Annotated in this window: 22 protein-coding genes; 12 read left to right on the top strand and 10 right to left on the bottom strand. The window is 68.2% G+C overall.

The window, feature by feature from the left end:
* Window positions 1-172: 172 nt before the first annotated feature.
* Window positions 173-934: an SDR family NAD(P)-dependent oxidoreductase gene (locus ABIC28_RS15110; RefSeq protein ID WP_097213429.1), complete on the top strand. Its 762-nt coding sequence runs from the start codon at window positions 173-175 to the stop codon at window positions 932-934.
* Here the strand turns inward: ABIC28_RS15110 and ABIC28_RS15105 are convergent.
* The 6 genes from ABIC28_RS15105 to ABIC28_RS15080 all read right to left on the bottom strand — a co-directional run bounded on the left by ABIC28_RS15105 (window position 927) and on the right by ABIC28_RS15080 (window position 6,531).
* Entirely contained in the window at window positions 927-2,045 is a 1,119-nt protein-coding gene (locus ABIC28_RS15105) for a DUF8320 family protein (RefSeq protein ID WP_354579590.1), read from the bottom strand. The two genes, ABIC28_RS15110 and ABIC28_RS15105, sit on opposite strands and share 8 nt — an antisense overlap.
* On the bottom strand, window positions 2,042-3,220 hold the full coding sequence (locus ABIC28_RS15100) for a sensor histidine kinase (RefSeq protein WP_097213427.1): 1,179 nt from the start codon (window positions 3,218-3,220) through the stop codon (window positions 2,042-2,044). The genes ABIC28_RS15105 and ABIC28_RS15100 overlap by 4 nt, the downstream gene beginning before the upstream one ends.
* Before the next feature lie 46 nt (window positions 3,221-3,266).
* Entirely contained in the window at window positions 3,267-3,566 is a 300-nt protein-coding gene (locus ABIC28_RS15095; RefSeq protein WP_097213426.1) for a LuxR C-terminal-related transcriptional regulator, read from the bottom strand.
* A 135-nt stretch (window positions 3,567-3,701) separates the two neighbouring features.
* Window positions 3,702-4,742 carry a DUF8320 family protein gene (locus ABIC28_RS15090; protein ID WP_097213425.1) on the bottom strand — a complete coding sequence of 347 codons (1,041 nt, stop codon included), beginning with the start codon at window positions 4,740-4,742 and terminating at the stop codon, window positions 3,702-3,704.
* Window positions 4,739-5,962: a sensor histidine kinase gene (locus tag ABIC28_RS15085; protein WP_257017700.1), complete on the bottom strand. Its 1,224-nt coding sequence runs from the start codon at window positions 5,960-5,962 to the stop codon at window positions 4,739-4,741. Before ABIC28_RS15085 ends, ABIC28_RS15090 begins: the two co-directional genes overlap by 4 nt.
* Window positions 5,923-6,531 carry a response regulator transcription factor gene (locus ABIC28_RS15080; RefSeq protein WP_245222121.1) on the bottom strand — a complete coding sequence of 203 codons (609 nt, stop codon included), beginning with the start codon at window positions 6,529-6,531 and terminating at the stop codon, window positions 5,923-5,925. The genes ABIC28_RS15085 and ABIC28_RS15080 overlap by 40 nt, the downstream gene beginning before the upstream one ends.
* A 612-nt stretch (window positions 6,532-7,143) precedes the next feature.
* Here ABIC28_RS15080 and ABIC28_RS15075 point away from each other — a divergent pair.
* From ABIC28_RS15075 to ABIC28_RS15050, 6 genes are all read left to right on the top strand, one after another.
* Window positions 7,144-7,665, top strand: a complete 522-nt coding sequence (locus tag ABIC28_RS15075) for an alternate-type signal peptide domain-containing protein (RefSeq protein WP_097213423.1) — start codon at window positions 7,144-7,146, stop codon at window positions 7,663-7,665.
* Between the two features lie 197 nt (window positions 7,666-7,862).
* Entirely contained in the window at window positions 7,863-8,468 is a 606-nt protein-coding gene (locus ABIC28_RS15070) for a SipW-dependent-type signal peptide-containing protein (protein ID WP_097213422.1), read from the top strand.
* Between the two features lie 73 nt (window positions 8,469-8,541).
* Entirely contained in the window at window positions 8,542-10,200 is a 1,659-nt protein-coding gene (locus ABIC28_RS15065) for a signal peptidase I (RefSeq protein ID WP_354579586.1), read from the top strand.
* Between the two features lie 63 nt (window positions 10,201-10,263).
* Window positions 10,264-10,791 (top strand): alternate-type signal peptide domain-containing protein, encoded by a 528-nt coding sequence (locus tag ABIC28_RS15060; protein WP_354579585.1) that lies wholly within the window; start codon window positions 10,264-10,266, stop codon window positions 10,789-10,791.
* A gap of 5 nt (window positions 10,792-10,796) precedes the next feature.
* Window positions 10,797-11,348, top strand: a complete 552-nt coding sequence (locus ABIC28_RS15055) for a hypothetical protein (protein WP_097213420.1) — start codon at window positions 10,797-10,799, stop codon at window positions 11,346-11,348.
* Window positions 11,345-11,920 carry a signal peptidase I gene (locus ABIC28_RS15050; RefSeq protein ID WP_269588734.1) on the top strand — a complete coding sequence of 192 codons (576 nt, stop codon included), beginning with the start codon at window positions 11,345-11,347 and terminating at the stop codon, window positions 11,918-11,920. Before ABIC28_RS15055 ends, ABIC28_RS15050 begins: the two co-directional genes overlap by 4 nt.
* A 29-nt stretch (window positions 11,921-11,949) precedes the next feature.
* Here ABIC28_RS15050 and ABIC28_RS15045 read toward each other — a convergent pair whose 3' ends face one another.
* From ABIC28_RS15045 to ABIC28_RS15035, 3 genes are all read right to left on the bottom strand, one after another.
* Complete coding sequence (locus ABIC28_RS15045) at window positions 11,950-12,441, bottom strand: carboxymuconolactone decarboxylase family protein (RefSeq protein ID WP_099459060.1); 492 nt, start codon at window positions 12,439-12,441, stop codon at window positions 11,950-11,952.
* A 216-nt stretch (window positions 12,442-12,657) separates the two neighbouring features.
* Window positions 12,658-14,058 carry an HNH endonuclease signature motif containing protein gene (locus ABIC28_RS15040; protein ID WP_354579581.1) on the bottom strand — a complete coding sequence of 467 codons (1,401 nt, stop codon included), beginning with the start codon at window positions 14,056-14,058 and terminating at the stop codon, window positions 12,658-12,660.
* A 177-nt stretch (window positions 14,059-14,235) separates the two neighbouring features.
* On the bottom strand, window positions 14,236-15,129 hold the full coding sequence (locus ABIC28_RS15035) for an Ig-like domain-containing protein (RefSeq protein ID WP_354579579.1): 894 nt from the start codon (window positions 15,127-15,129) through the stop codon (window positions 14,236-14,238).
* A gap of 344 nt (window positions 15,130-15,473) precedes the next feature.
* On the opposite strand from ABIC28_RS15035, the gene ABIC28_RS15030 reads away from it, so the two are divergent.
* The gene (locus ABIC28_RS15030; RefSeq protein WP_097213783.1) at window positions 15,474-16,622 is read left to right on the top strand and encodes a magnesium and cobalt transport protein CorA; all 1,149 of its coding nucleotides are present in this window, start codon (window positions 15,474-15,476) and stop codon (window positions 16,620-16,622) included.
* A 7-nt stretch (window positions 16,623-16,629) separates the two neighbouring features.
* Here the strand turns inward: ABIC28_RS15030 and lppU are convergent, their stop codons facing one another.
* The gene (gene lppU / locus ABIC28_RS15025; protein ID WP_097213784.1) at window positions 16,630-17,202 is read right to left on the bottom strand and encodes an LppU family putative lipoprotein; all 573 of its coding nucleotides are present in this window, start codon (window positions 17,200-17,202) and stop codon (window positions 16,630-16,632) included.
* Between the two features lie 132 nt (window positions 17,203-17,334).
* Between lppU and ABIC28_RS15020 the strand changes: the two genes are divergently transcribed.
* From ABIC28_RS15020 to ABIC28_RS15005, 4 genes are all read left to right on the top strand, one after another.
* A complete protein-coding gene (locus tag ABIC28_RS15020) occupies window positions 17,335-17,547 on the top strand; it encodes a dodecin (RefSeq protein WP_097213785.1) in 213 nt (70 codons plus the stop codon).
* 106 nt (window positions 17,548-17,653) lie between these two features.
* Entirely contained in the window at window positions 17,654-18,421 is a 768-nt protein-coding gene (locus ABIC28_RS15015) for an alpha/beta fold hydrolase (protein WP_354579576.1), read from the top strand.
* A gap of 77 nt (window positions 18,422-18,498) precedes the next feature.
* Entirely contained in the window at window positions 18,499-19,545 is a 1,047-nt protein-coding gene (locus tag ABIC28_RS15010; protein WP_354579617.1) for an ATP-dependent DNA ligase, read from the top strand.
* Window positions 19,545-20,609, top strand: a complete 1,065-nt coding sequence (locus ABIC28_RS15005) for a DNA polymerase domain-containing protein (protein WP_354579574.1) — start codon at window positions 19,545-19,547, stop codon at window positions 20,607-20,609. The genes ABIC28_RS15010 and ABIC28_RS15005 overlap by 1 nt, the downstream gene beginning before the upstream one ends.
* The last annotated feature ends 28 nt before the right edge of the window (window positions 20,610-20,637 follow it).

Below are 20,637 nucleotides of genomic sequence, written 5' to 3'. Positions count from 1 at the left end.
TATTGACCCCTGCTCTGGCTTTGTTGTTGTTTGTTGTATGTTTAAAACCAGGTTTCCGTGGGCGTGGGGGGGGGGTTAGTCGTGTTGGCTCTCCTCCACCCCCCCCCACGGGGGCCCTGCCCCTATGCCCTAAACTAAGCGGACGCTTAGAAGCCTTCGGAAGGAGAACACGATGGGGATCCTGGACAGGTTCCGGCTGGACAACAAGGTCGTCGTCGTGACCGGCGCCTCGTCGGGTCTGGGGGTCGCCTTCGCGGTCGCCTGTGCGGAGGCGGGCGCCGACATCGTGCTCGCGGCCCGTCGCGTCGACAAGCTCGAGCGGACAGCCGAACTCGTGCGCAACACCGGCCGAGAGGCGCTGTGCGTGTCGACCGACATCGCCGATCCGGACCAGGCCCAGCACATGATCGATGCCGCCATGGAGCGCTTCGGCCGGGTGGACGTGCTGGTCAACAACGCCGGGATCGGCACGGCGCATCCCGCGACGCGGGAGACGCCGGAACAGTTCCGGCAGGTGATCGACATCAACCTCAACGGTGCCTACTGGGCCGCGCAGGCCTGTGGCCGGGTGATGGCGCCGGGTTCGGCGATCGTCAACATCTCCAGCGTCCTCGGCCTGACCACCGCGGGGTTGCCGCAGGCCGCCTACGCCGCCAGCAAGGCCGGGCTGATCGGACTGACCCGCGACCTGGCCCAGCAGTGGGGCACCAGAAGGGGTATCCGGGTGAACGCGATCGCGCCCGGTTTCTTCAAGTCCGAGATGACCGACTCCTACCAGGACGGCTACCTCGACAGCATGGCGCCGCGGTTGGTCCTCGGCCGGATCGGCGACCCGGAGGAACTCGCCGCCACCCTCGTCTGGCTCGCCTCGGACGCGGCCGCCTATGTCACCGGGCAGACCATCCCGGTCGACGGCGGACTGACGATCACCTGATCGTGCCGCGGTGCGGTGCAGCGGACGCGCCGCATCCCCGCTGAGGAACGATCTCGCGCATCCCGCCGTGGCGTACCTCGGTCCGCACCCGGCCGTCGTGACCGAGCTCGACGCGGCCGACCCGCGCGCCGTTCTCGGACAGGATGGTGGCCGCGGTCGCCCGCCCCGCGGGCAGGACACGGGCGGTCAACGTCCCGGCGGTGATCTCGTGCAGGGCATCGATCAGCGCGGAGTGCAGTTGCGACACCAGGGCGTCCGGTCCGTCGCGGAGTCCGCCGTCGTCGAGGAGGATCACCCTGGCCCCGCGCCTCCTGGCCGATTCCACGGCGCGGCTGACCCCCTCGTCGGACGCGAGCACGGGAGCACGGAGGGTGTCGCGCAAGCGCTCCTCCAACAGTCCGCATTCCTCGCGGCATCCGTCGCCGAACTCGTCCCCGGTCGCGGACCTCTCGAGGAGCGGCCGGGCCAGCAGGTCCAACCGGGTGAGCTGGGAGTCGCGTTCGCGCAGCACGGCCTGGGTCATCGCCTCGTCCGCGGCCCGCTCGGACTCCTGCTCGCGCAGCCTGAACACCGCGGGGCCAACGGGTCGGATGCTGAACGCGAAGAACACCGACATCAGGACGGGTGCGAGATTGATTGAAGCCAAACGGATTCCGGTGCCCCATCCCTGGCCGGTCGCGTCGGACCAGGCCCCGCTGGTGAGGACCATCAGCGCGGCGCCGGCAAAGGCGTACGGCGCACGGCCGCGCACCGACATGTAGACCAGCACAGCGGTCACCGCGCGAATCTGCCAGGCGGAGTCCAGAGTCCAGCCCGGCACGGGCAGCTGCCACAGGACCAGTGCGCACGCGACCGGTCCGAGAGCGGTGAGTGCGAGCGTGTAGGCCATCGGCAGCGGGTCCCCGGGGACGGCGATGATCACCACCGCCGCGGCAGTGACCAGCACGGCTGCCAGGACGATCGGCCAGACATGCTGCACCCCGTCGAGATTGGCGAGGGCCGCCAGGGTGAAGCTCAGGCAGAACAGAGCGGCGAGCACCTTCGCCGCCGGACGGTCCATGCCGAGCAGCACGCGCACGTCGCGCACGTCGCGCGGCGGGGCCCCGCTCACGGCGCCGCCCATCGGAGCGTGACCTGGGTACCGCGGTCCGGGACCGAGTGGATCTCCGAGGTGCAGCCGGCCGCTGTCATGCGCGCACTGATGCTCACGCTGATCCCCAAGCGGTACTGCGGGACCCGGGCCGGATCGAAGCCGCGGCCGTTGTCGGCGACAAGCATCCGCAGGCCCTCGGTGTCCACGTCGATGATCACCAGTCGGTCGGCCTCCACCTCCGGGTGGTCGGCGTGCCGCAGGCTGTTCCGCAGCGCCTCGGCAGCGGCGGAGGCCATCGCGCGCGCGACCTCCCTGGGAACGGTCAGCGTCGCGTCCCGGACCTCGAGGTCGACGGACGCGTCCTCGTCGACCTCGACCAGCGCGGTGCGGATCAGCGCAACCGCGGCGTCCACGTCGAGGTCCTCGGTGGCGACGTCGCTGACGCGTAGCCGATCGAGTTCGGCCAGTGCGACGGCCGACTGCCCGCTGAGATGATCGGTGTTGCCGTGCCGGGAGATGCCGAGCAGCGTCGACATGATGCGGTCGTGGATGAGCCCGTCGAACCGCTTGCGTTCCACGTACCGCGCGGAGGCGGCGGCGGTCGCCGCGGACTGGCGCTTGGCTGCGGCGAGGGTGCGGTCGAGGGTGCGTCCGGACTGGACGGCGGCGATGGTCGCGACGACGAACAGGCTGTTGGTCATCACAACGTAGAAGGTCTCCGCCAGCAGTGGACTCTGTGAGTCGCCGCGGGTGACGTGACGGATCACCTCTGCAGTGCTCGCGCTGACCACGAGGAACAGCACGCTCGGCGCCGGACGCCAGCCCAGCGCCGCCGCCATCGCCACCAGACCGGGGATCGCGGACATCCACACCTCGCGGGTCGGCGAGATCTGTCCCTGCAGCGCGACCAGCCAGCCGGCTGCCGCGAGGAGGTAGGTCGCGGCGCAGAGCGAGCCGAGACCGCGAACCCAACGGAGGTCCTTGGCGAAGCTTGCGGGCCACAGGGCGAGTAGGGGAACGAAGACGACAACCGCGGCCACCGGGGTGTACCACGGTGCGAGTTCACGGGACTGGATGATGAGGATGGGAATCAGCACCACGCAAAAGACCAGCGCTCCGGCACCGATCACGCGGGCAAAGGTGCGGATGATCTTTTCTTCGGCGGTGCCGATCCGATTGACGCGTCTCGTCATCCGCGTCGGCGGTCCGTCATCAACGCGGGTACTGCCGTGGGCCGATTCACAGCTCGTCGAGCGAGATCAACTCGTCCTGCACGGCGCGGGCGACGAGCGCGGCCTTCGTCGGGGCCGAGCGGCCGACCTGGTTGTACTTGGCGCGGATGCGTGCGAGATGGGTGTTCACGGTGCCGACGGACAGATACAGGTCGGCGGCGACGGTGTTCTTGGAATCGCAGCGCAGCCACTGGAGCAGCACCTCGACCTCACGCGGCGACAGCGACGGCCTGCGCAGGCTGCGCGGTTCCGGTCGCGCCGCGGGTGCGTGCGCATGGTGGTGCTGTTCGTCGACTGCGGCTCTCATGTCACGACCCCCGGGCGTACGCGGCTGGCCGAGGGCACGACCCCTCGTCGCGGGCCCTCCTTGCGGATCGAGGCTATGGGGTGGGACGCGATCTGCCGAGACGGCAGTTTCCTGCCCATGAAACCAGGGGCACGGTTAGCCGAGCGAAGCTTCGGCGTCCGCGGGGTGGCCGTCGTGGTCGAATTCGGTGCGCCGAACCCGGTCGGTGCTGCTGGCGAGCACCGTCGCCATCGTGGTGCGGCCGGGGGGTAGGACGCGCACCGTGATCGCCCCGTCGGTGGCCGCGGCGAGCTCGGCCGCCACCATGCCGAGGAATCGGTCGGGCGCCGCGCCCCCGTCGTCAACGGCCCGGTCGTCGAGCAGGATGACCTCGACTCCCCGGCCCCGAGCGGCGCGAGCGGCGGCGGAGACCACGGGTCCGGAAAGACCAGGGGCACGCAGGATGTCGCGCAGGTGCGCCTCGAGTAGTCGGCAGGCGATCCGCTCGTCCTCATCGAGTTCGACGCCGGTGGCGATCCGGTCGAGCAGCGGCCTGGCCAGCTCGTCGAGGCGCCGCAGCTGCCGGTCGCGTTCCTCGAGCACCGCGGAGTCGGCGGCCTCGGCGGCGACGCGCCGGACGGTCTGCTCGCGAAGCTCGAAGATCTCCTTCGCGGCCGGTCGGACGGTGTAGGCGACGAAGGTGGCCATCAGCAGTGGCGCCATGTTGATCGCCGACATGCCGAGGCCGTAGCCGGCGCCCTGCCCGGTACGCATCGCCCACAGCACGCAGCTGCCGAGCATCGCCGTCATGCCGAGCCAGCCGAGCGCGATCCGGCCGCGCACGCACATGTACGCCAGGATCGCGGTTCCCGCGCCCAGCGGCCAGGTCTGCAGCAGCCCGTCGACCGGGACGGGGACCACGGACAACACCAGGTTGAGCGCGATCGGGCCTGCGAGTGCCATTGCCACCGCAGGGCGGAACGGCAAGGGGTCTCCCTCGATCCGGACGAGGGTGATCGCGCCCGCGCTGACGACGAGCCAGGCCGCCAGCTCCGCCCCCACCGCGCCGGGTCCCGGGCTCGAGCTGAGGGAGAGCAGCAGGAAGGTCAGCACATATGCGGCGACGAGGGCCTTCGCGCCGCGCGTGTGCAACCCGAGCAGCTCGCGGACGTCCCGGGTTCCGCCCGCGATGCTCATGACGAGCTCCAGGCCAGGTGGACCCGGGTGCCTGCCCCCGGCGCGGTCTCGATCCGGGCGGACCCGCCGTGGAGCTGTCGCATTCGCCCGTGGATGCTCACGGACACCCCGAGTCGGTGTGCGGGGACCGCGGCGGGGTCGAAGCCCCGCCCGTCGTCCGCGACCAGGACAGTGATCCCCTCTCGTGCCACCGTGACCTCCACCGAGCGGGTCGCGGCCTCGCCCGCGTGGCGGTCGCTGTTGCGCAGCGCCTCCGCCAGGGCCGCGGCCAGGGCTCGGGTCGTCTCGGCCAGGACGGTGAGAGTCTCTGCGCCGTCGAGCCTTTCGACGCGCAACGCGACTCCCTCGTCCACATCGGTCGCCGCCGCGCGGAGGAGGGAGAGTGCCTCCTCGCAGCCGAAATGCTCCTGCGCACCCCGACCGTCGCGCAGGGCGTCGAGCTGGCGGAGCGTCGTGGTCGCGAGGCGGCTGACCGCGGGCGTCGCACCCAGCCGGGACGCGGCCAGCAGGGTGGACATCACGCCGTCGTGGATCAGTGCGTCGAAGCGTTCCCGTTCGACGGTGCGGGCGCGACGTGCGGCGGCGGCGGACGCCGCAGCGTGGGTGGCATCGGTGGTGGCATCGAGGACCCGGCCGGTGCGTAGCGCCATCACCGCAGCGCCGATGAAGAGCGTGCAGAACATGATGGCGAACGTGATCTCCGGAAGCAGTAGTTCCCGTGGGGCGTCCTCGTGTGCGGCGAAGTTGACGATCTGGACGGCGACGCACCCGATCACCAAGTGCGCGAACATCACCCATGTCGGCCATGTCGACACGACCGCGAGGCTCGCCAGGCCGGGGAAGGTGGCCAACCACAGGAGCTCGCCACTGGGTAGGGGCGGGCCGTTCCAGGCAAGGGGCCAGCTGAACACCGCCAGCAGGAACGCCGTCGCCGCGACCCCGGAGGCGATCCGCATGGGCCGGGTGTCGCGCCGGAACGACAGCGCGCCGGGTAGCAGCCCCGACCCGTACACGCCGGCCACGACCACGGGGGTCCACCAGGCGTCCATCCGCGGCGCCATGGATATCGCGGCAGGCAACAGCAGGATCAGGTAGGCCGCGTAGCCGGCGCTGATCAACCGCGCGACCATCCGCGAGATGTGATCGGAGGACTCGTGGCGCCGACTGTTCGCCGGTGTGGTCACGGGCGGCCGGGGTGCAGCAGCGGTGGTGGCAGCCACCCGTCCTCCACGGCCCGCTTGTAGAGATCGGTTTTGGTGCGGGCGGGCCTGCCTGCCTCGGCGTACTTGGCCCGGATCCTGGCCAGGTAGTCGTTGACGGTGTGCGGGGCGAGGCCGGTCAGGCTGGCGACGCGGGCGGCCTTCTCGCCGGAGGCGTAGAGCGCGAGCACATCTCGTTGGCGAGGGCTCAGGCCGACGTCGTGCAGGCCGGGGTCGCCGTCGATAGCGGCGGCCCATTCGGTGGTCACCACCTGCTCGCCGTTCGCGGCCGCGGTGATCGCGGCGACGACGGTGGCGGTTGGCTCGGACTTGCGCAGCACGCCGAGTACCCCGGCCTTGGCGGCGAGCCGCACCAGGTAGGGATTCTCCGCCCCCGTGAACACGAGAGTCTCGAGTCCGGCGGCCCGTAGCTGCTCGACATTCGACTTGGGGGAGGAGCCGTCGGAGAGTCGAAGATCGAGGATCACCAGATCCAGATCGACTCCGAGCGTGAGCAGTTCGGGCACGGTGGGGGCCGACGCCACGATCACGAGATCCGGTTGGTCGGCCAGCATCGCCTCGAGGCCCATCACGACGGATTCGTGGTCCTCGACTATGCCGACGCGTCGCGGGCCCACTTCGGCCACGGGGAGATGGTCTGCGTTCGACGAATTCTCGGTCAATCTGCTCCTCGCACCGGGGGTTCTCGGCACCGTGCCCATCGCGTTATCGGGCGGGCTGCGGATGACGTTAACAGCCGGCCTCGACGCTCGAGGGCTCGACCGGCATTCACCATTCCATGCGAAGTGTAATTACGTTACGTATTCGATTTGAGGCGCGGTATCCGCCGAATGAGGGACAGTCGATTCAGGGGCATGTGTAACGGATAGTGACTGGTAGGCGATGGATCTGTCCCGCTCTATCGGAAAATGGAATGGCATCTGGACAACCGTTCAAGATCATTTGGGCGATCGACCCGAAACGCCGGAAATTCGATACAGCGTTGTGATAAACACATGCAATCGCAAACCGGTTACCGGAGTCAGGCACCGCCTCACCTGCGAACCGGCCGCGATGTCGAGACCCTCTGAACGAGCACGGATGTCCGAAACCGAGCCCACCCGACCGGGCGCACGTAACCAGATCCGATCACCGACTCTCCCTGACCCCCGACGGGGGTCCGACGAAAGCTGAGCTCTTACATGAACAAGCAGACCAAGGGCGCCATCGCCGCCGGCGCGGCCGCACTCCTCCTCGCCGGTGGCGCGGGCACCATGGCCGCCTGGAACTCCTCGCAGACCGTCGGTGGCGGCGCCGTCAACTCCGGCACCTTGTCGCTGACGCAGACGGGCTCCACGGGATGGACCGAGGGCAACGGCACCGCCATCGCCGACATCTCCCAGTTCAAGGCCGTGCCCGGTGATGTCGTTGTCTACAACGCCAGCTTCAACGTCGGTGCGAAGGGTAAGAACCTGCACGCGACCCTGACGGCCGACCCCGCCACGATCACCGGCGGCGCCGAGCTCCTCGCGGCTCTGGGTCAGGAGACCACCGCGACCATCGGTGCCACACCGCTGGCCGGTGGGGCAATCACCGAGGCCAACGACGGCAGCACGGTCAACGTGAAGGTGAAGTTCACCTTCGACAACGCGACCAGCGGCACCACCGCGCAGGGCCAGAGCGTCAACCTGTCCAACTTCGCCGTCAAGCTGCAGCAGAACTAGCTCCACCTCGCCTGGCCGCCATCCGGCGAGCACCCGCAGGCGTCGGTCGTCGGCCCGGCCCGCTCCCGGGCCGGCGGCCGATGCCGATGCGGGGATCGCGGGTCGGGTGATCAATCGCTTCCCGCGTCGGCATCGCTACGCACACATCGACTTTCGGCGCCGCGGCGCCCGTTGGACTGAGCAGGAAAGGCATATCAATGTCTCGTCATGAGGATTCGAGTTCGGTGTCGGGGCTGGGCGCCCGGGCGCGTTCTGTGATGTCGGGGAGAAAGCCGCGGGCGCTTGCGTCGCTGGGGATCGTGTTGGGTCTCGGTGCGATCGGGACGCTGGCGGCCTGGAGTGACACGGCGACGGCGACCTCGGGTGTGTTCAGCACTGGATCGATCGATCTGCAGCTCAACGGGGATTCCGGGTCGACCGTCGGGTTCACGACCCTGACCAAGACCGGGATGATGCCGGGCAACAGTGTCGCGGCGACGCTGCCGGTGAAGAACAACGGTTCGGGTCCGTTCTCGTACACGATGGCGGCGTCGTCGACGTCCTCGGCATTGGCGCAGTACCTGAAGGTGACGGTGTCCACCGGTACGTCGAACGGTACGGCGTGCAGCGGTGGCACGGTGATCGCGAACAACGTCGCCCTGGTGTCGGGCGGCTCGGCCAACCTGATCGGTACGGGTCGTTCACTGGCCAACGGCGTGAGCGAGACCCTCTGCTTCCAGGTGGTGTTGGACTCGGCGGCGCCGACGGCCGCGCAGAACCAGACGGTCAACACCTCCTTCAACTTCAACGCGACGACGGCCTGAGCGCGCCATGACCGACCACCAGAATCCAGTGGATTCCACGAGTTCTCGCTCCGGGCGTGACATCGCCCTTAACGTGGGCGCCATCGCGGGCCTGATCTGCGTGCTGGCCGCCGCGGCGTCGTTCTTCTTCGGCATCAAGCCGCTGATCTTCCGCTCCGGTTCGATGTCTCCCGAGATCTCCACCGGGGCCCTCGCGCTCTCGAAGCCCGTGGCTGCCTCCGAGCTGAGCGTCGGCGACATCGTCAGTGTCGAGAACGAGCAGGGCACGCGGATCACCCACCGCGTGCACGAGATCGTGTCCTCCGACGGCGACAGCTCTGTGCTGATTCTCAAGGGCGATGCGAACCAGGACGCGGACATCTCCCCGTACACGGTCACCGAGGCCGACCGGGTGTTCTTCAGCCTTCCCGGACTGGGATACGTGGTGGCGTGGCTGTCTTCGCCGATCGCGATCTTCCTCGGTGGCGCTTTTGTTGGCGGCCTGATGGTCATCGCCTTCCGCCCCACCTCGGGTCGCAAGGGCGATGACGACGGGGATGCCGGCACCGGTGGCGCTTCGGCCGAGCAGGACCAGATGGTGCCGGAGCAGGATCAGGTGTCACAGCCGAGTCCGGAGACGCAGGCCGGAACCGTCTCTCCGACACAGCGTTTCGCGGTGCCGGCTCGGTCGCTGATGGCCCTTGGTGCCGCGTCGCTGGCGGTGCTCGGCATGACTCAGGTCGCAGGCACCAGTGCCGCATGGGCCAAGACGTCGGCCGCCACGAGCTCGTTCGGGTCGGCGGTCGACTTCCTGCCCGCTCCGAAGTGGTTGGGCTGCGAGAGCAACAGCAGCTACGTCCGAATGAAGTGGGAGCATCTCGGCCCGGGATACACCTACGACATCAAGTTGTATGACGCGTGGGGCGGCAGCTGGAATCCCACGATTCCGCCGAACAAGGGTGACCAGGTCTACATCGATGTGAACGCGTACAACAACGTGTACGAGACGGCCTCCTCGTCCCATATCGAGGTGAAGGCCGTGCGGAACGGGCAGGTCGGTACCGGCTGGGTCGGCGAGAAGATCTGGGCCTACACGCTCTGGAACATCAAGTGTGACGGCAATCTCTCCAGCGGACCTCAGGCGCTGATGGCTCCCGGTGGGGCCGAGGCGATGATGGCCCGAGCGGCTGCGCCCGAGACAACGACGACGGCGCCGTCGACGACGACCGCCGCGCCGACGACCGCGACGACCGCACCGTCGACGACTGCACCGACCACGACGACCGCACCGTCGACGACTGCACCGACCACGACGACTGCACCGACGACTACGACGACTGTGCCGCCGACCACGACCACGACCGTGCCGACGACTACGACGACCGTGCCGACGACTACGACGACCGCGCCGACCACGACGACCGAACCCCCCGCCGCGGCGGAAGCCGCTGTGGTACAGGAGTCCTCGCCGAAGCTCGGCGGTCTGAATCTGAGCAATCCGTCGCCGTCGGGAACGTACAAGGCCGGAGTGTCCGGTTCGAACGCGGTGGTGACCGATGCCTCGGGCGCCGAGGTGTTCAGCACCCCGGCGGGTGCGAACGCGATGGTGAAGTGGCAGGACGGGACCGATCGGCTGTGGATCATCGACGCCGATGCGCTGTACGTGGTCGACGGTTCGTCGGGCTGGACGAAGACGAAGGTCGACCCGAAGACCGGCGACGTGCCGGCCGCAATCGCGGAACTCGTCAAGTAGCAGCCCGCTTCGGCGCCGAATTATCCAACCCCCGACGGGGTTCCGACGAAAGCTGATCATCAGATGAACAACAAGATGAAGGGCGCGATCGCGGCTGGGGCCGCGACCGTCCTGCTGGCCGGCGGTGCAGGCACTCTGGCGGCGTGGAACTCGGGGGCCAGCATCGGCGGCGGTGGGGTGGGTGCCGGTGCGCTCGCCCTCACTCAGAGCGGCACGCCGAACTGGAAAGACCAGAACGGCGCCGTCTCCATCACCGGTTTCCGAGCGGTGCCGGGTGACGTCGTCACCTATACAGCTAGTTTCACGGTCACCGCACAGGGCACCAACCTTCGGGCGAACCTCGCCGTCGACGGCGCCACCATCACCGGCGACCCGGCGCTCAAGGCCGCGATGACGACCGCCGTCACCGCGACCGTCAACGGGGCACCGCTCCCGTCGGGCGCCGGGGGTGCCGTGATCACGCCCGCGCAAAACGGAAAGGTCGTCGACGTCAAGGTGACCTTCGACTTCGCGCAGGGAACCTCGGGAGTCACGGCACAGACCGCCCAGATCGATCTGTCCAACTTCAACGTCACTCTGAAGCAGGTGTAGGCACCATGTCGAACAAGACTCGTTGGTTGGCGATCGGTGGCGCCGCGGTCGTCGGAGTGGCGCTGATGTCGGCCCAGCAGACCGGCGCGCTGTGGAGTAAGTCCGTGGCCGTGGACGCCGGCTCGATCCATTCGGGCATCCTGGATCTGTCTGTGGGACAGGGTGGTACCACGAACTACCCGTTCTCCGCCCTGGCGGGGGCGAACTTGATGCCGGGCGCGTACGCCCAGGCGCCGGTGACCATTTACAACTCGGGCAACGTGCTGATGAAGTACCGGCTGCAGAATGCCGCACAGTCCAATGCCGCTGTGCCGCTGGAGCTTGCGGTCTCGACGGTGGGCTCCGAGTCCGCGTGTCCCGCGCAGGGTGCCCCTGCGGGTGCGACGCAGCTCTACGCCGGCGCGATGATCGGTGCGCAGGCTCCGGCCGCGCCGGAGTGGCGCACGGTGCAGCCGGGTGCGAGTGAGGTGCTGTGCCTGCGGGGCACGGTGGGGGCCGCCGCGGCTCCGAGCGCGAGCACCACCGCGACGTTCACGTTCGCGGCCGAATCCCGATGAGCCATGCGGTGCACGACGCCGGTCCGGACACCAGCGCGTGGGGTTGGGTCAAGAGCATCGTCTCGTGGCTGCTGCTCCTTGTGCTGGTGGCGATCCTCGCGCTGACGATCGTCATCCCGCGGCTCACCGGGTCGACGCCCTACACCGTGCTCACGGGCTCGATGGTGCCCACCTATCCGCCCGGAACCCTGATCGTGGTGAAGCCTCATGACCCGACCGCACTGACGGCAGGCGACGCGATCACCTTCCAGAAGGAATCGGGGAAACCCGAGGTGGTCACCCATCGCATCACCATGGTGCGCAAGAACTCGCAGGGCGAAACCACCTTCGTCACCCAGGGTGACGCGAACCCATCACCGGACACCAATCCGGTTGTTCCCGAGCAGGTTCGAGGCAAGGTCTGGTACAGCGTGCCCTACATGGGCTACGTCAACAGCCTCATCACCGGCAAGCAGCGCGCGCTGATGATCACGGTTGTGGTCGGCGGGCTGTTCCTCTACGCCGGATGGATGTTCGTCGGCGCGTTCCGGGAACGGTCACGCGACCAGAGCGCGTCTCCTGATCGGAGGTAGTTTCGTCAGCGGGGTGAGCGGGGGTCAGGTCAGTCCCACTGCTCGTCCGCCAGCGAGGCGACCGGCTGAGGCTTGCCGATCAGGGCCAAGGCGATGAAGAAGTTGATCTGGCCGATCGCGATGGTGAGGGTGGCCAGTGCCTTCTCGTCGTAGTGCCTGGCCGCCTCCGCATACAGCTCGTCACTGACGCGCTCCTTGCCCTGCGGGGCGGGCTGGAGGACCGCCTCCACGAGGGCCAGTGCTGCTCGCTCGGCGTCGGTGAAGTACGGGGCGTCCTGCCAGGACGACACGGCCGTGATGCGCTCCTCGGACTCGCCGGCCTTACGGAGGAATCCGGTGTTCAGGATGGTCAGGTAGGTGTTGCCGACGATCTGCCCAGCGCGCAGGTGGACCAGGCTCATCGTGGCGCGGGGGACCGACTGGTTTCCCGTGGCACGGAACAGGGCGGCGCTGATGTCCTTCAGCTCCGGCACGAAATCGCCGGGGTTGGGCATCCGCGAGATGGAGGTGGTGTTCGTCATGGTTGCTGCTCTCTTTCGGTTGGCGTCTACACCTCACTGACGAACGGGGCGGCGGGAGTGTGACAGGGCCGGGAGATCTTTTTTGTTGGGCGCGAGTTCCTGACCGCCGTGGCGGGCACGGTTCACGTGAAGCAGGGGTGTGGCTGCATGGCACAGGGCACCGCGCCGACGCATCCCGTTTCCGGGTGGTCGGGCGGTGCCCGGTGGTTTCGCCTTTCAGGCGGCGAAGGTGAGTTGGTTGCGCCGGTTGTGTGCCGGCATGGGTTGTCGTCGGGGGTCGATCCAGGTGGGTGGGGTGAACCAGGGGTGGCCGTCGGTTTTGCTGATGGTCACGGTCCAGTCGCCGCGGTGGATGGTGGTGTGGTGGAAGCGGCAGAGCAGTACCAGGTTTGACAGGTTGGTGGGTCCGCCGTTGGACCAGTGCTGGATGTGGTGGCCTTCGGTCCAGGCGGCGGGGCGTCCGCAGCCGGGGAAGGCGCAGCCGCAGTCCCGAGCATTGAGGGCGCGGCGAAGCTTGCGGGGTATCAGTCGCGTGGTGCGTCCGACGTCGAGTGGATTGCCGTCGGCGTCCATGGTGATGGGGGTGATGTCGGCGTCGCAGGAGATCTGGGCGGCGAGGTCGAGTGAGATCGGCCCCAACCACGGCATCCAGGCCGGTCCGCGCCGTCGCCCCCGAAGGTGGCGGTGGCGGTCGCGTTCGTGATGGTGGTCGTCGGTGGTGGCGGCGAGGTCGTCGGCGTCGACGAAGACGTTGATGTGGGGTCGTTCGCCGCCTTCGACGGGTGCCTGCCCTGAGTCCAGATAGGTGCGGACGATGTGGGTGAGGGCGTCGGCTCGGCGTTGGGCGGGGGTGCGTTGGTCTTTGCTGGTTTGTCCGTCGCGGTTGTCGGCCCCGGGGCGGGGCTTGGACAGGGCGGAGAGTGCGGTGAGGAGGGCTTCGCCGGAGGCGGCGTCGAGGTGTCCTTTGAGGTGGACGCGGCCGCCGAGTCCGGGTGAGGCGTGGAATTCGTTGAGTTCGGCGTTCTCCGAATCGGGGTTCTTCTTGTCGCCGTTGAGGATCTGATCGAGTGCCTTGGCTCGGCGGGCGAGGGTGGTGGAGTCTTCGGTGCGGGCGGCGTAGAGGAGGTAGCGGGCGCAGGCCTGTGCGCGGGTGGAGTCGGTTCCGACGATGTCGAACACATTCTCACCGTCATCGACACCGCCGCCGTCCGCATCGGTCTCGGTTGCGACGTTGTCGTCGCTGCGGGCTGGGGCGTCGGGGTCGGGGACCTTGTTCAGGAGTTCGATGATCACCCGGATCTGGTCGCAATCGGTGTCGCCGGCATCGAACGCGGCGGCCACCTCCGAATGCTTCGACAGCTCCCGTCCGAGCCGGACGATCTTGTTGGCCTGGCCGGGGGTCATGGTGGCCGCGCCGGCAAGCCAATTGCCGGGCGAAGAGGCCCCGACCTGCTCGGCCACGCACCGCTGATCGACCTGATGCATCAACCGCACCCGTAGCGCCTCGAGCTGCCGCATCCGCAGCGAGAGCTCGGGGATCAGCCTCAGGAGCTCGGTGTCCGCGAGCTGCCACGCGGCCACATCCGGTGGCGCGGTGAGCATCTCGTCGAGATCCATGTTCGAAGCCTAATCGAACATATGTTCTATGGCAAGGGTGTTGCCCGACCGGATTTCCCTTGAACAGTCACGGCGATAGAGCGATGACCGGTAAGCGCAACCATCGGAGCGCACACGAAACGCCCCCCACCTTGACGGTGAGGGGCGTTTTGCGGTGAAGCCCTGGGGCTCGGCCGATTACGAGCCGAAGATGCTGCCCAGATCGCCGAGCGAGCCGGAGGAGGATCCGGCGGAGCCGGTGCCCGGCTCGACCGGGGTGGTGGTGACGGTGACGGTGAGGACCTCGGAGGTGGAGGCGATGAAGCCGTCGGCGCCGTTGTAGACGGCGGTGATGCTGTGCGCGCCCGCGGTGGTGAGGGTCTGCGTCCGCTTCGCGACACCGTTGGTCAGCGGCACCGGGTTACCGATGATGGCGCCGTTGTCCTTGAACTGGACGGTGCCCGTTGCGCCGGCCGGGGCCACGGTCGCGGTCAGCTCGAACGCGGTGGTGGAGTTGGCGGTGGCCGGTCCGGTCAGCGTGGTGGTGGTTGCGACCGCCGCGGCGTCCTGCTCGAAGTCGAGCGCGAAGTCCGGGTTGACCGACTGGTTCTGGGACTCGTTGCCTGCCCCGGCGGGCATGCCGACCACCAGCATCACCTTGGCGGTCTGCCCGGCGCCGAGGTGGGTCGACTGGAGCTCGGTGCCCGGCGCGGCCAGGTTGTTGGTGAGGTCCACGATGGCGCCCGAGGCGTCGTTGACCTCCACGCGCACGTACGCCTGCATGTCCGGGGCGGTCTTAGTCCAGTTCCCGAGGTACACCTGAAGGGTGCCGCCCTGGCTGGTCGGGTTCTTGGCGTAGAAGGTGGTGGTGAGTTCTCCGCCGGGGATCAGCTCGCCCTGGAAGTCGGGGATCAGGGACATGTCGCCCCAGGCCGAGTTGTCCGCGGAGTACTGAAGGGAAGTGGGGTCGGCGTGCGCGGCTGCGGGCATCACCAGTGCACCGAACGCTGCCAGGAACAGTGCAAGTATCGCGCCGCCAAAGGCAGTGGTCAGCCGCTTGAGGCCGCCGGGTGCGCTGATGGTTGTGGTCATGGCGCGGAGCCTAATGTGGCGAGTGACCCAAGCGTTCAGTTTCGGTTAAACAATCTTGTCCGTTGAACGCAGGACAAGTGTGCACGCTGTGGCGCCCCCGGCGGGGTGAATTGCGCACGTGTGCCGAGGGTGTGTTCGGGGGAGTAAGGTATCGGGGTCCGAAAGAGTCGAGGGAAGAGGAGGTGTGGCTTGCCGTGAAGAGCCAACCTCCGAGTACCTACCGAAGTCGCCGCTAGCCCCGTCGGGCACCCTCTGCCCACGCCAGGCGACTTCTCCGATCACACCCGCGCCGCTCCAGTCCGCGGCACGCGCCCGTGCATCCGACTCATGCGAAAGCCGCCCTCATGCGTGAAAAGCGACCCTTCCGTCCGCTGCTTCCCAGCCGATCCGCCAACCCCTCGAGCGATCTGATCGTCCCCGAGCACTCGATGGCACCGCATCCGACGCCGCCCGCCCCTGCCGTGGTGCCGGTGGAGGCAAGCGTGGTCAACAGTGCGGTCTACCGCGACGGCGCCCGGATCGAGACGCCTGCCAGCCTGGCCGAGGCACTGCGCAGCCTGCCGGACGAGTCGTCCATGGCGTGGATCGGGATGTACCGGCCGGACGAGGAGCAGCTGCAGGCTGCAGCCAAGCAGTTCGGGCTGCACGAGCTGGCGGTCGAGGATGCCATCGTCGCGCATCAGCGACCCAAGCTCGAGCGCTACGGCGACACGCTGTTCGTGGTGCTGCGGGCCGCCCGCTACCTGGACGAGACCGAGCGGGTCGACTTCGGCGAACTGCACGTCTTCTGTGGTCCGACGTTCGTGATCACGGTGCGGCACAGCGAATCGCCGGACCTCTCCGCGGTGCGCAGACGAATGGAGAACGACCCGGAGCTGCTCAAGCTCGGTCCGGAGGCGGTGCTCTACGCGATCCTGGACGCGGTGGTCGACGGGTACGCCCCGGTCGTCGCCGGACTGCAGAACGACATCGACGAGATCGAGACCGAGGTCTTCAGCGGCGACCCGAAGGTGTCGCGGCGCATCTACGAACTCTCTCGCGAGGTCATCGAGTTCCAGCGCGCCACCAAGCCGCTGCTCGACATGCTGCGCGGGCTGTCCGCGGGTTTCGAGAAGTACAACACCGACGAGGAACTGCAGAAGTACCTGCGCGATGTCACCGACCACGCCACCACGGTGGTCGAGCGGGCGGATGGGTTCCGGCAGCTGCTCGGCAACATCCTCACGGTGAACGCGACCCTGGTGTCGCAGACCCAGAACGAGGAGATGTCGGCGCTCACCCAGGCCAGCTACGCACAGAACGAGGAGATCAAGAAGGTCTCCGCATGGGCGGCAATCCTGTTCGCCCCCACGCTGATCGGCACCGTCTACGGTATGAACTTCGACAGCATGCCGGAACTGCACTGGGTGGGCGGCTACCCGATGGCGCTGCTGATGATGGCGCTCACATGTATCACCCTGTACACGATCTTCAAACGCCGCGGCTGGCTCTAGGGAGCGGCTACAGGTCGTCGGTGCAGACGGCGAACCTGCGCTCGTCGTAGACGAATCCGCTGGGGGTGGAGCACTTCTCGACGTCCGTGACGTCGGTGATGATCTCCGCCACCCGGACGCCCTCGCGGGTGGGGGTCGCACAGTCGATGTGGATGGGCTGATCGTCGGCCAGATCCATGCACCCGCCGACCACCCAGTCGATGTCGAGGCAGAGTGCGCCCTGCTCGTCGCCCATCAGGGTCTCGTAGTAGTAGGAATCGGCATCGCTCACGCACTGCGCGTTGGTCGGCGCCTTACCGATCACCTTGTAGTTCGCCGGGGCGCTGCCGCAGGGGGCCTTCGCCACGTTCGCATCGTCGACCGTGCCGGTCAGCTCGACGCACTCGCCGATCTCGACGTCGATCTCGACGGTGCCCCCTGCGTCCGCCTCCGGTACATCAGGCAACAGGGTGTCGGCCACGACGCCGCCGGCCTCGGGCACCGCCCGGCCGGTGATGTCGCTGCCGCAGGCGCCGAGCGTGAGGGCGGCGAGCATCAGGCTCGCGGCGGCGAGTCCACGCTGGAGGCGGTTGAGCGTCATTGTGCAATTGAATCACCCGGCCCCGACCCGGCCGCCGCTCGTCCTGTCCGCACCGGGAAACCCCTCCCGTCGACGGCGGGGCCGCCATACGCTGGTCGGGGAGTTTCCGTCACCGACGAGTGAGGAAGACCGATGAGCGATCACGTCTACAGCGTCACCGAGGTCGTTGGTTCCTCGAGCAAGGGGATCGACGACGCCATCGCGCAGGCGGTGGCCCGGGCGAGTACGACCGTCCGCAATCTCGAGTGGTTCGAGGTGGTGGGCACCAGGGGACACATCCAGGACGGCGCCATCGGGCACGTCCAGGTGACCCTCAAACTGGGGTTCAGGCTCGACGCCGAATGAGCGGGTTCCCGCGCGCCGACCGATGAGTTCCGGCTCCCCGCGTGGTCATAGTTACGGCAACGCCGACCACGGCGGTGCCGTGACTTGATGCAGAGGGAGGCCGGCGGTGGCGGGCTATGGGCGACTGGGGGACCTGAACACCTGGTACGACGAGCACGGCGAGGGCGATCCGCTCGTGTTGCTGCACCCGGGCGGCGTCGACGCGCGCGCCTTCGGGCCGAACATCGACGGGTTGGCCCGCCGGTTTCGGCTGTTCACCCCCGAGCGTCGCGGTCACGGACACACGCCGGACACGCCTGGTCCCATCACCTTCGACCTGATGGCCCTGGACACCATCGCGTTCCTCGAATCGGTCCCACGCGCGCCTGTCCATCTGCTCGGGTGCAGTGACGGTGCCACCGTGGCACTGCTGGTGGCCCTGCGCAGGCCCGACCTGGTCCGGCGGCTGGTCTGCGTCGCGGGCGTCTTTCACCGGGACGGCTGGGAACCGGGGGTCGTGGATACCGACCAGCCGTCGCCTGCCTTCCTCGCGGACATGTACGCCGAGGTGTCACCGGACGGTGCCGGGCACCACCCGGTCGTGGTCGCGAAGCTGAGCCGGCTGCACCTCGAGGAGCCGACGCTGACCGTGGACGACCTGCGACGGGCCACCGGCCGGACGCTGGTGATGGTCGGTGACGACGACGAGGTGACCCTCGAGCACACGCTCGAGCTGTACCGCGGCCTGCCGAATGCCGAGCTCGCGGTGGTACCGGGTACCTCGCACGGCCTGCTGGTGGAGAAGCCCGAACTCTGCAACCGGATCATCCTGGAATTCCTGACCACCGAACCGGTGCCGACGATGGCGCCGATCCGACGGGAGCGCGGCGCGTGACCGCGCCTACTGGAGGATCGGCGGCGGCCAGGGCGCGTTCCCTCGCCAATACCGGCCCGGTGCGCAAGTATGGGTGCGTGGAGCTGCCGCTGACACCGCCCCTGCAACCGATGCTGGCGAAGGCCGCGCCCGCGGTCCCGACTCAGCCCGACGGCGAGGAGCCGGTGTGGTCGTACGAGCCGAAATGGGACGGATTCCGCGCCATCGTCTTTCGTGACGGTGACGAGGTGGTCCTGAGCTCCCGGAGCGGAAAGGACCTGGGCCGCTACTTTCCCGAGATGATCGCGGCGGTGCGGGCCGAGCTACCCGTCCGTTGTGTGCTCGATGGTGAGCTGGTGGTGCCGCGCGAGATCGATGGCCGCACCCGGCTGGACTGGGAGGCGTTGTCGGAGCGGATCCATCCGGCCGAGAGTCGGGTCACCCTGCTGGCCGAGCGGACTCCGTCGCAGCTGATCGGATTCGACATGCTCGCGCTGGGGGACGAGGACCTGACGAAGCGGCCGTTCGGCGAGCGTCGCGACATCCTGCTCGACCATGTCGGCGGCGGCCCGTCCTGCCACGTCACGACCGCCACCACCGACGCCGCGCTCGCCCAGGAGTGGTTCCACGCCTTCGAGGGCGCCGGGCTCGACGGAGTGGTCGCGAAGAAGCTTGCGGGGCACTATCTTCCGAACAAGCGCGAGATGATCAAGGTGAAGCACGCCCGGACCGCGGACTGTGTGGTGATCGGCTATCGGCCACACAAGAGCCAGCCAGGTATCGGATCCATGCTGCTCGGCCTCTACAACGGCGACGAGCTGCACATGATCGGAGGGGCCTCCGCGTTCACCGCGGCCAAGCGGATCGAGATGCTCGAGTTGCTGCAGCCCTACCGCGAGGGTGAGGACGTGGTGTACGACGGCGAGGCCAGCCGGTGGTCGGCGGGCAAGGATCGCCAATGGGTACCACTGCGTCCGGAGCTGGTGGTGGAGGTGGCGTACGACCAGATGGAGGGGGATCGATTGCGGCACGCCGCGCGGTTCCTGCGATGGCGGCCCGACCGCGAGGCGCGTGAATGCACCTACGAGCAACTGGAGGTCCCGGTGCGTTACGACCTGAGTGATGTGTTGGCGGGGGAGGACTGATGGCGGCAAAGGCACCGGCCATGGAACTCGACGTGGACGGCGTCGCGGTCCGGCTCTCGAGTCCCGACAAGATCTACTTCCCGCAGCTCGGCGCGGAGGGCGGCAGCAAGCGTGATCTGGTCGAGTACTACCGGACCATCGCGCTCTTCGACGGCGGACGGTCCGGGATCATGACCGCCCTCCGGGACAGGCCAACGCACCTGCAGCGCTTCCCGGACGGTATCGAGGGCGAGGAGATCTACCAGAAGCGACTGCCCGCCAAGCGGCCCGAGTATCTGGACACCTGCACGGTCACCAACCCCAACGGCCGCACGGCCGACGCGCTGCGGGTGCGGCACGCCGCCGACATCGTCTGGGCTGCGCAGATGGGCAATGTCACCTTCCATCCGTGGCCGGTGCGGAGTGCCGACCCCGACCGGCCCGACGAGCTGCGCATCGATCTGGATCCGCAGCCGGGCACTGGGTTCGAGGAGGCCAGGGCCGTGGCGGTGGATGTCCTCGCACCGCTGCTCGAGGACCTGGGGCTGGTCGGGTTCCCGAAGACCTCCGGCGGCCGCGGGGTCCACGTGTACGTCCGGATCGAACCGCGTTGGGACTTCATCGAGGTGCGCCGCGCGGCCATCGCGGTGGCCAGGGAGATCGAGCGCCGCGACCCGACGCGCGTGACCACCGCGTGGTGGAAAGAGGAACGCGGCGAACGGATCTTCATCGACTTCAACCAGACGGCCAGGGACAAGACCGTGGCGTCGGCCTACTCGGTCCGCAAGACCCCGCGGGCGACGGTGTCGACCCCGGTCACCTGGGCGGAACTGCCGGACGTCGAGCCGGACGACTTCACCATCGCCACCGTGCCCGAGTTGGTGGCCAGACGCGGCGACCCGGCCGCCCGGATCGATGACATCGCCTACTCGCTGGACGCGCTGCTGGAAATGGCGGAGCGGGATGCGGCGAACGGGTTGGGCGACATGCCGTATCCGCCGCAGTACCCGAAGATGCCGGGCGAACCGAAGCGGGTGCAGCCGTCGCGGAATACCGACTTGACCAGGAATAAGAACGAAAGGTGAGCACCTTAGCCCACTAGCACAATGCTCG

This window comes from Rhodococcus sp. PvR044 (genome assembly GCF_040548995.1).
GTDB classification, from domain to species: domain Bacteria; phylum Actinomycetota; class Actinomycetes; order Mycobacteriales; family Mycobacteriaceae; genus Rhodococcus_G; species Rhodococcus_G oryzae.
The sequence above is the reverse complement of the archived record's forward strand: the minus strand, read 5'-3'. Positions and strand labels throughout refer to the sequence as shown.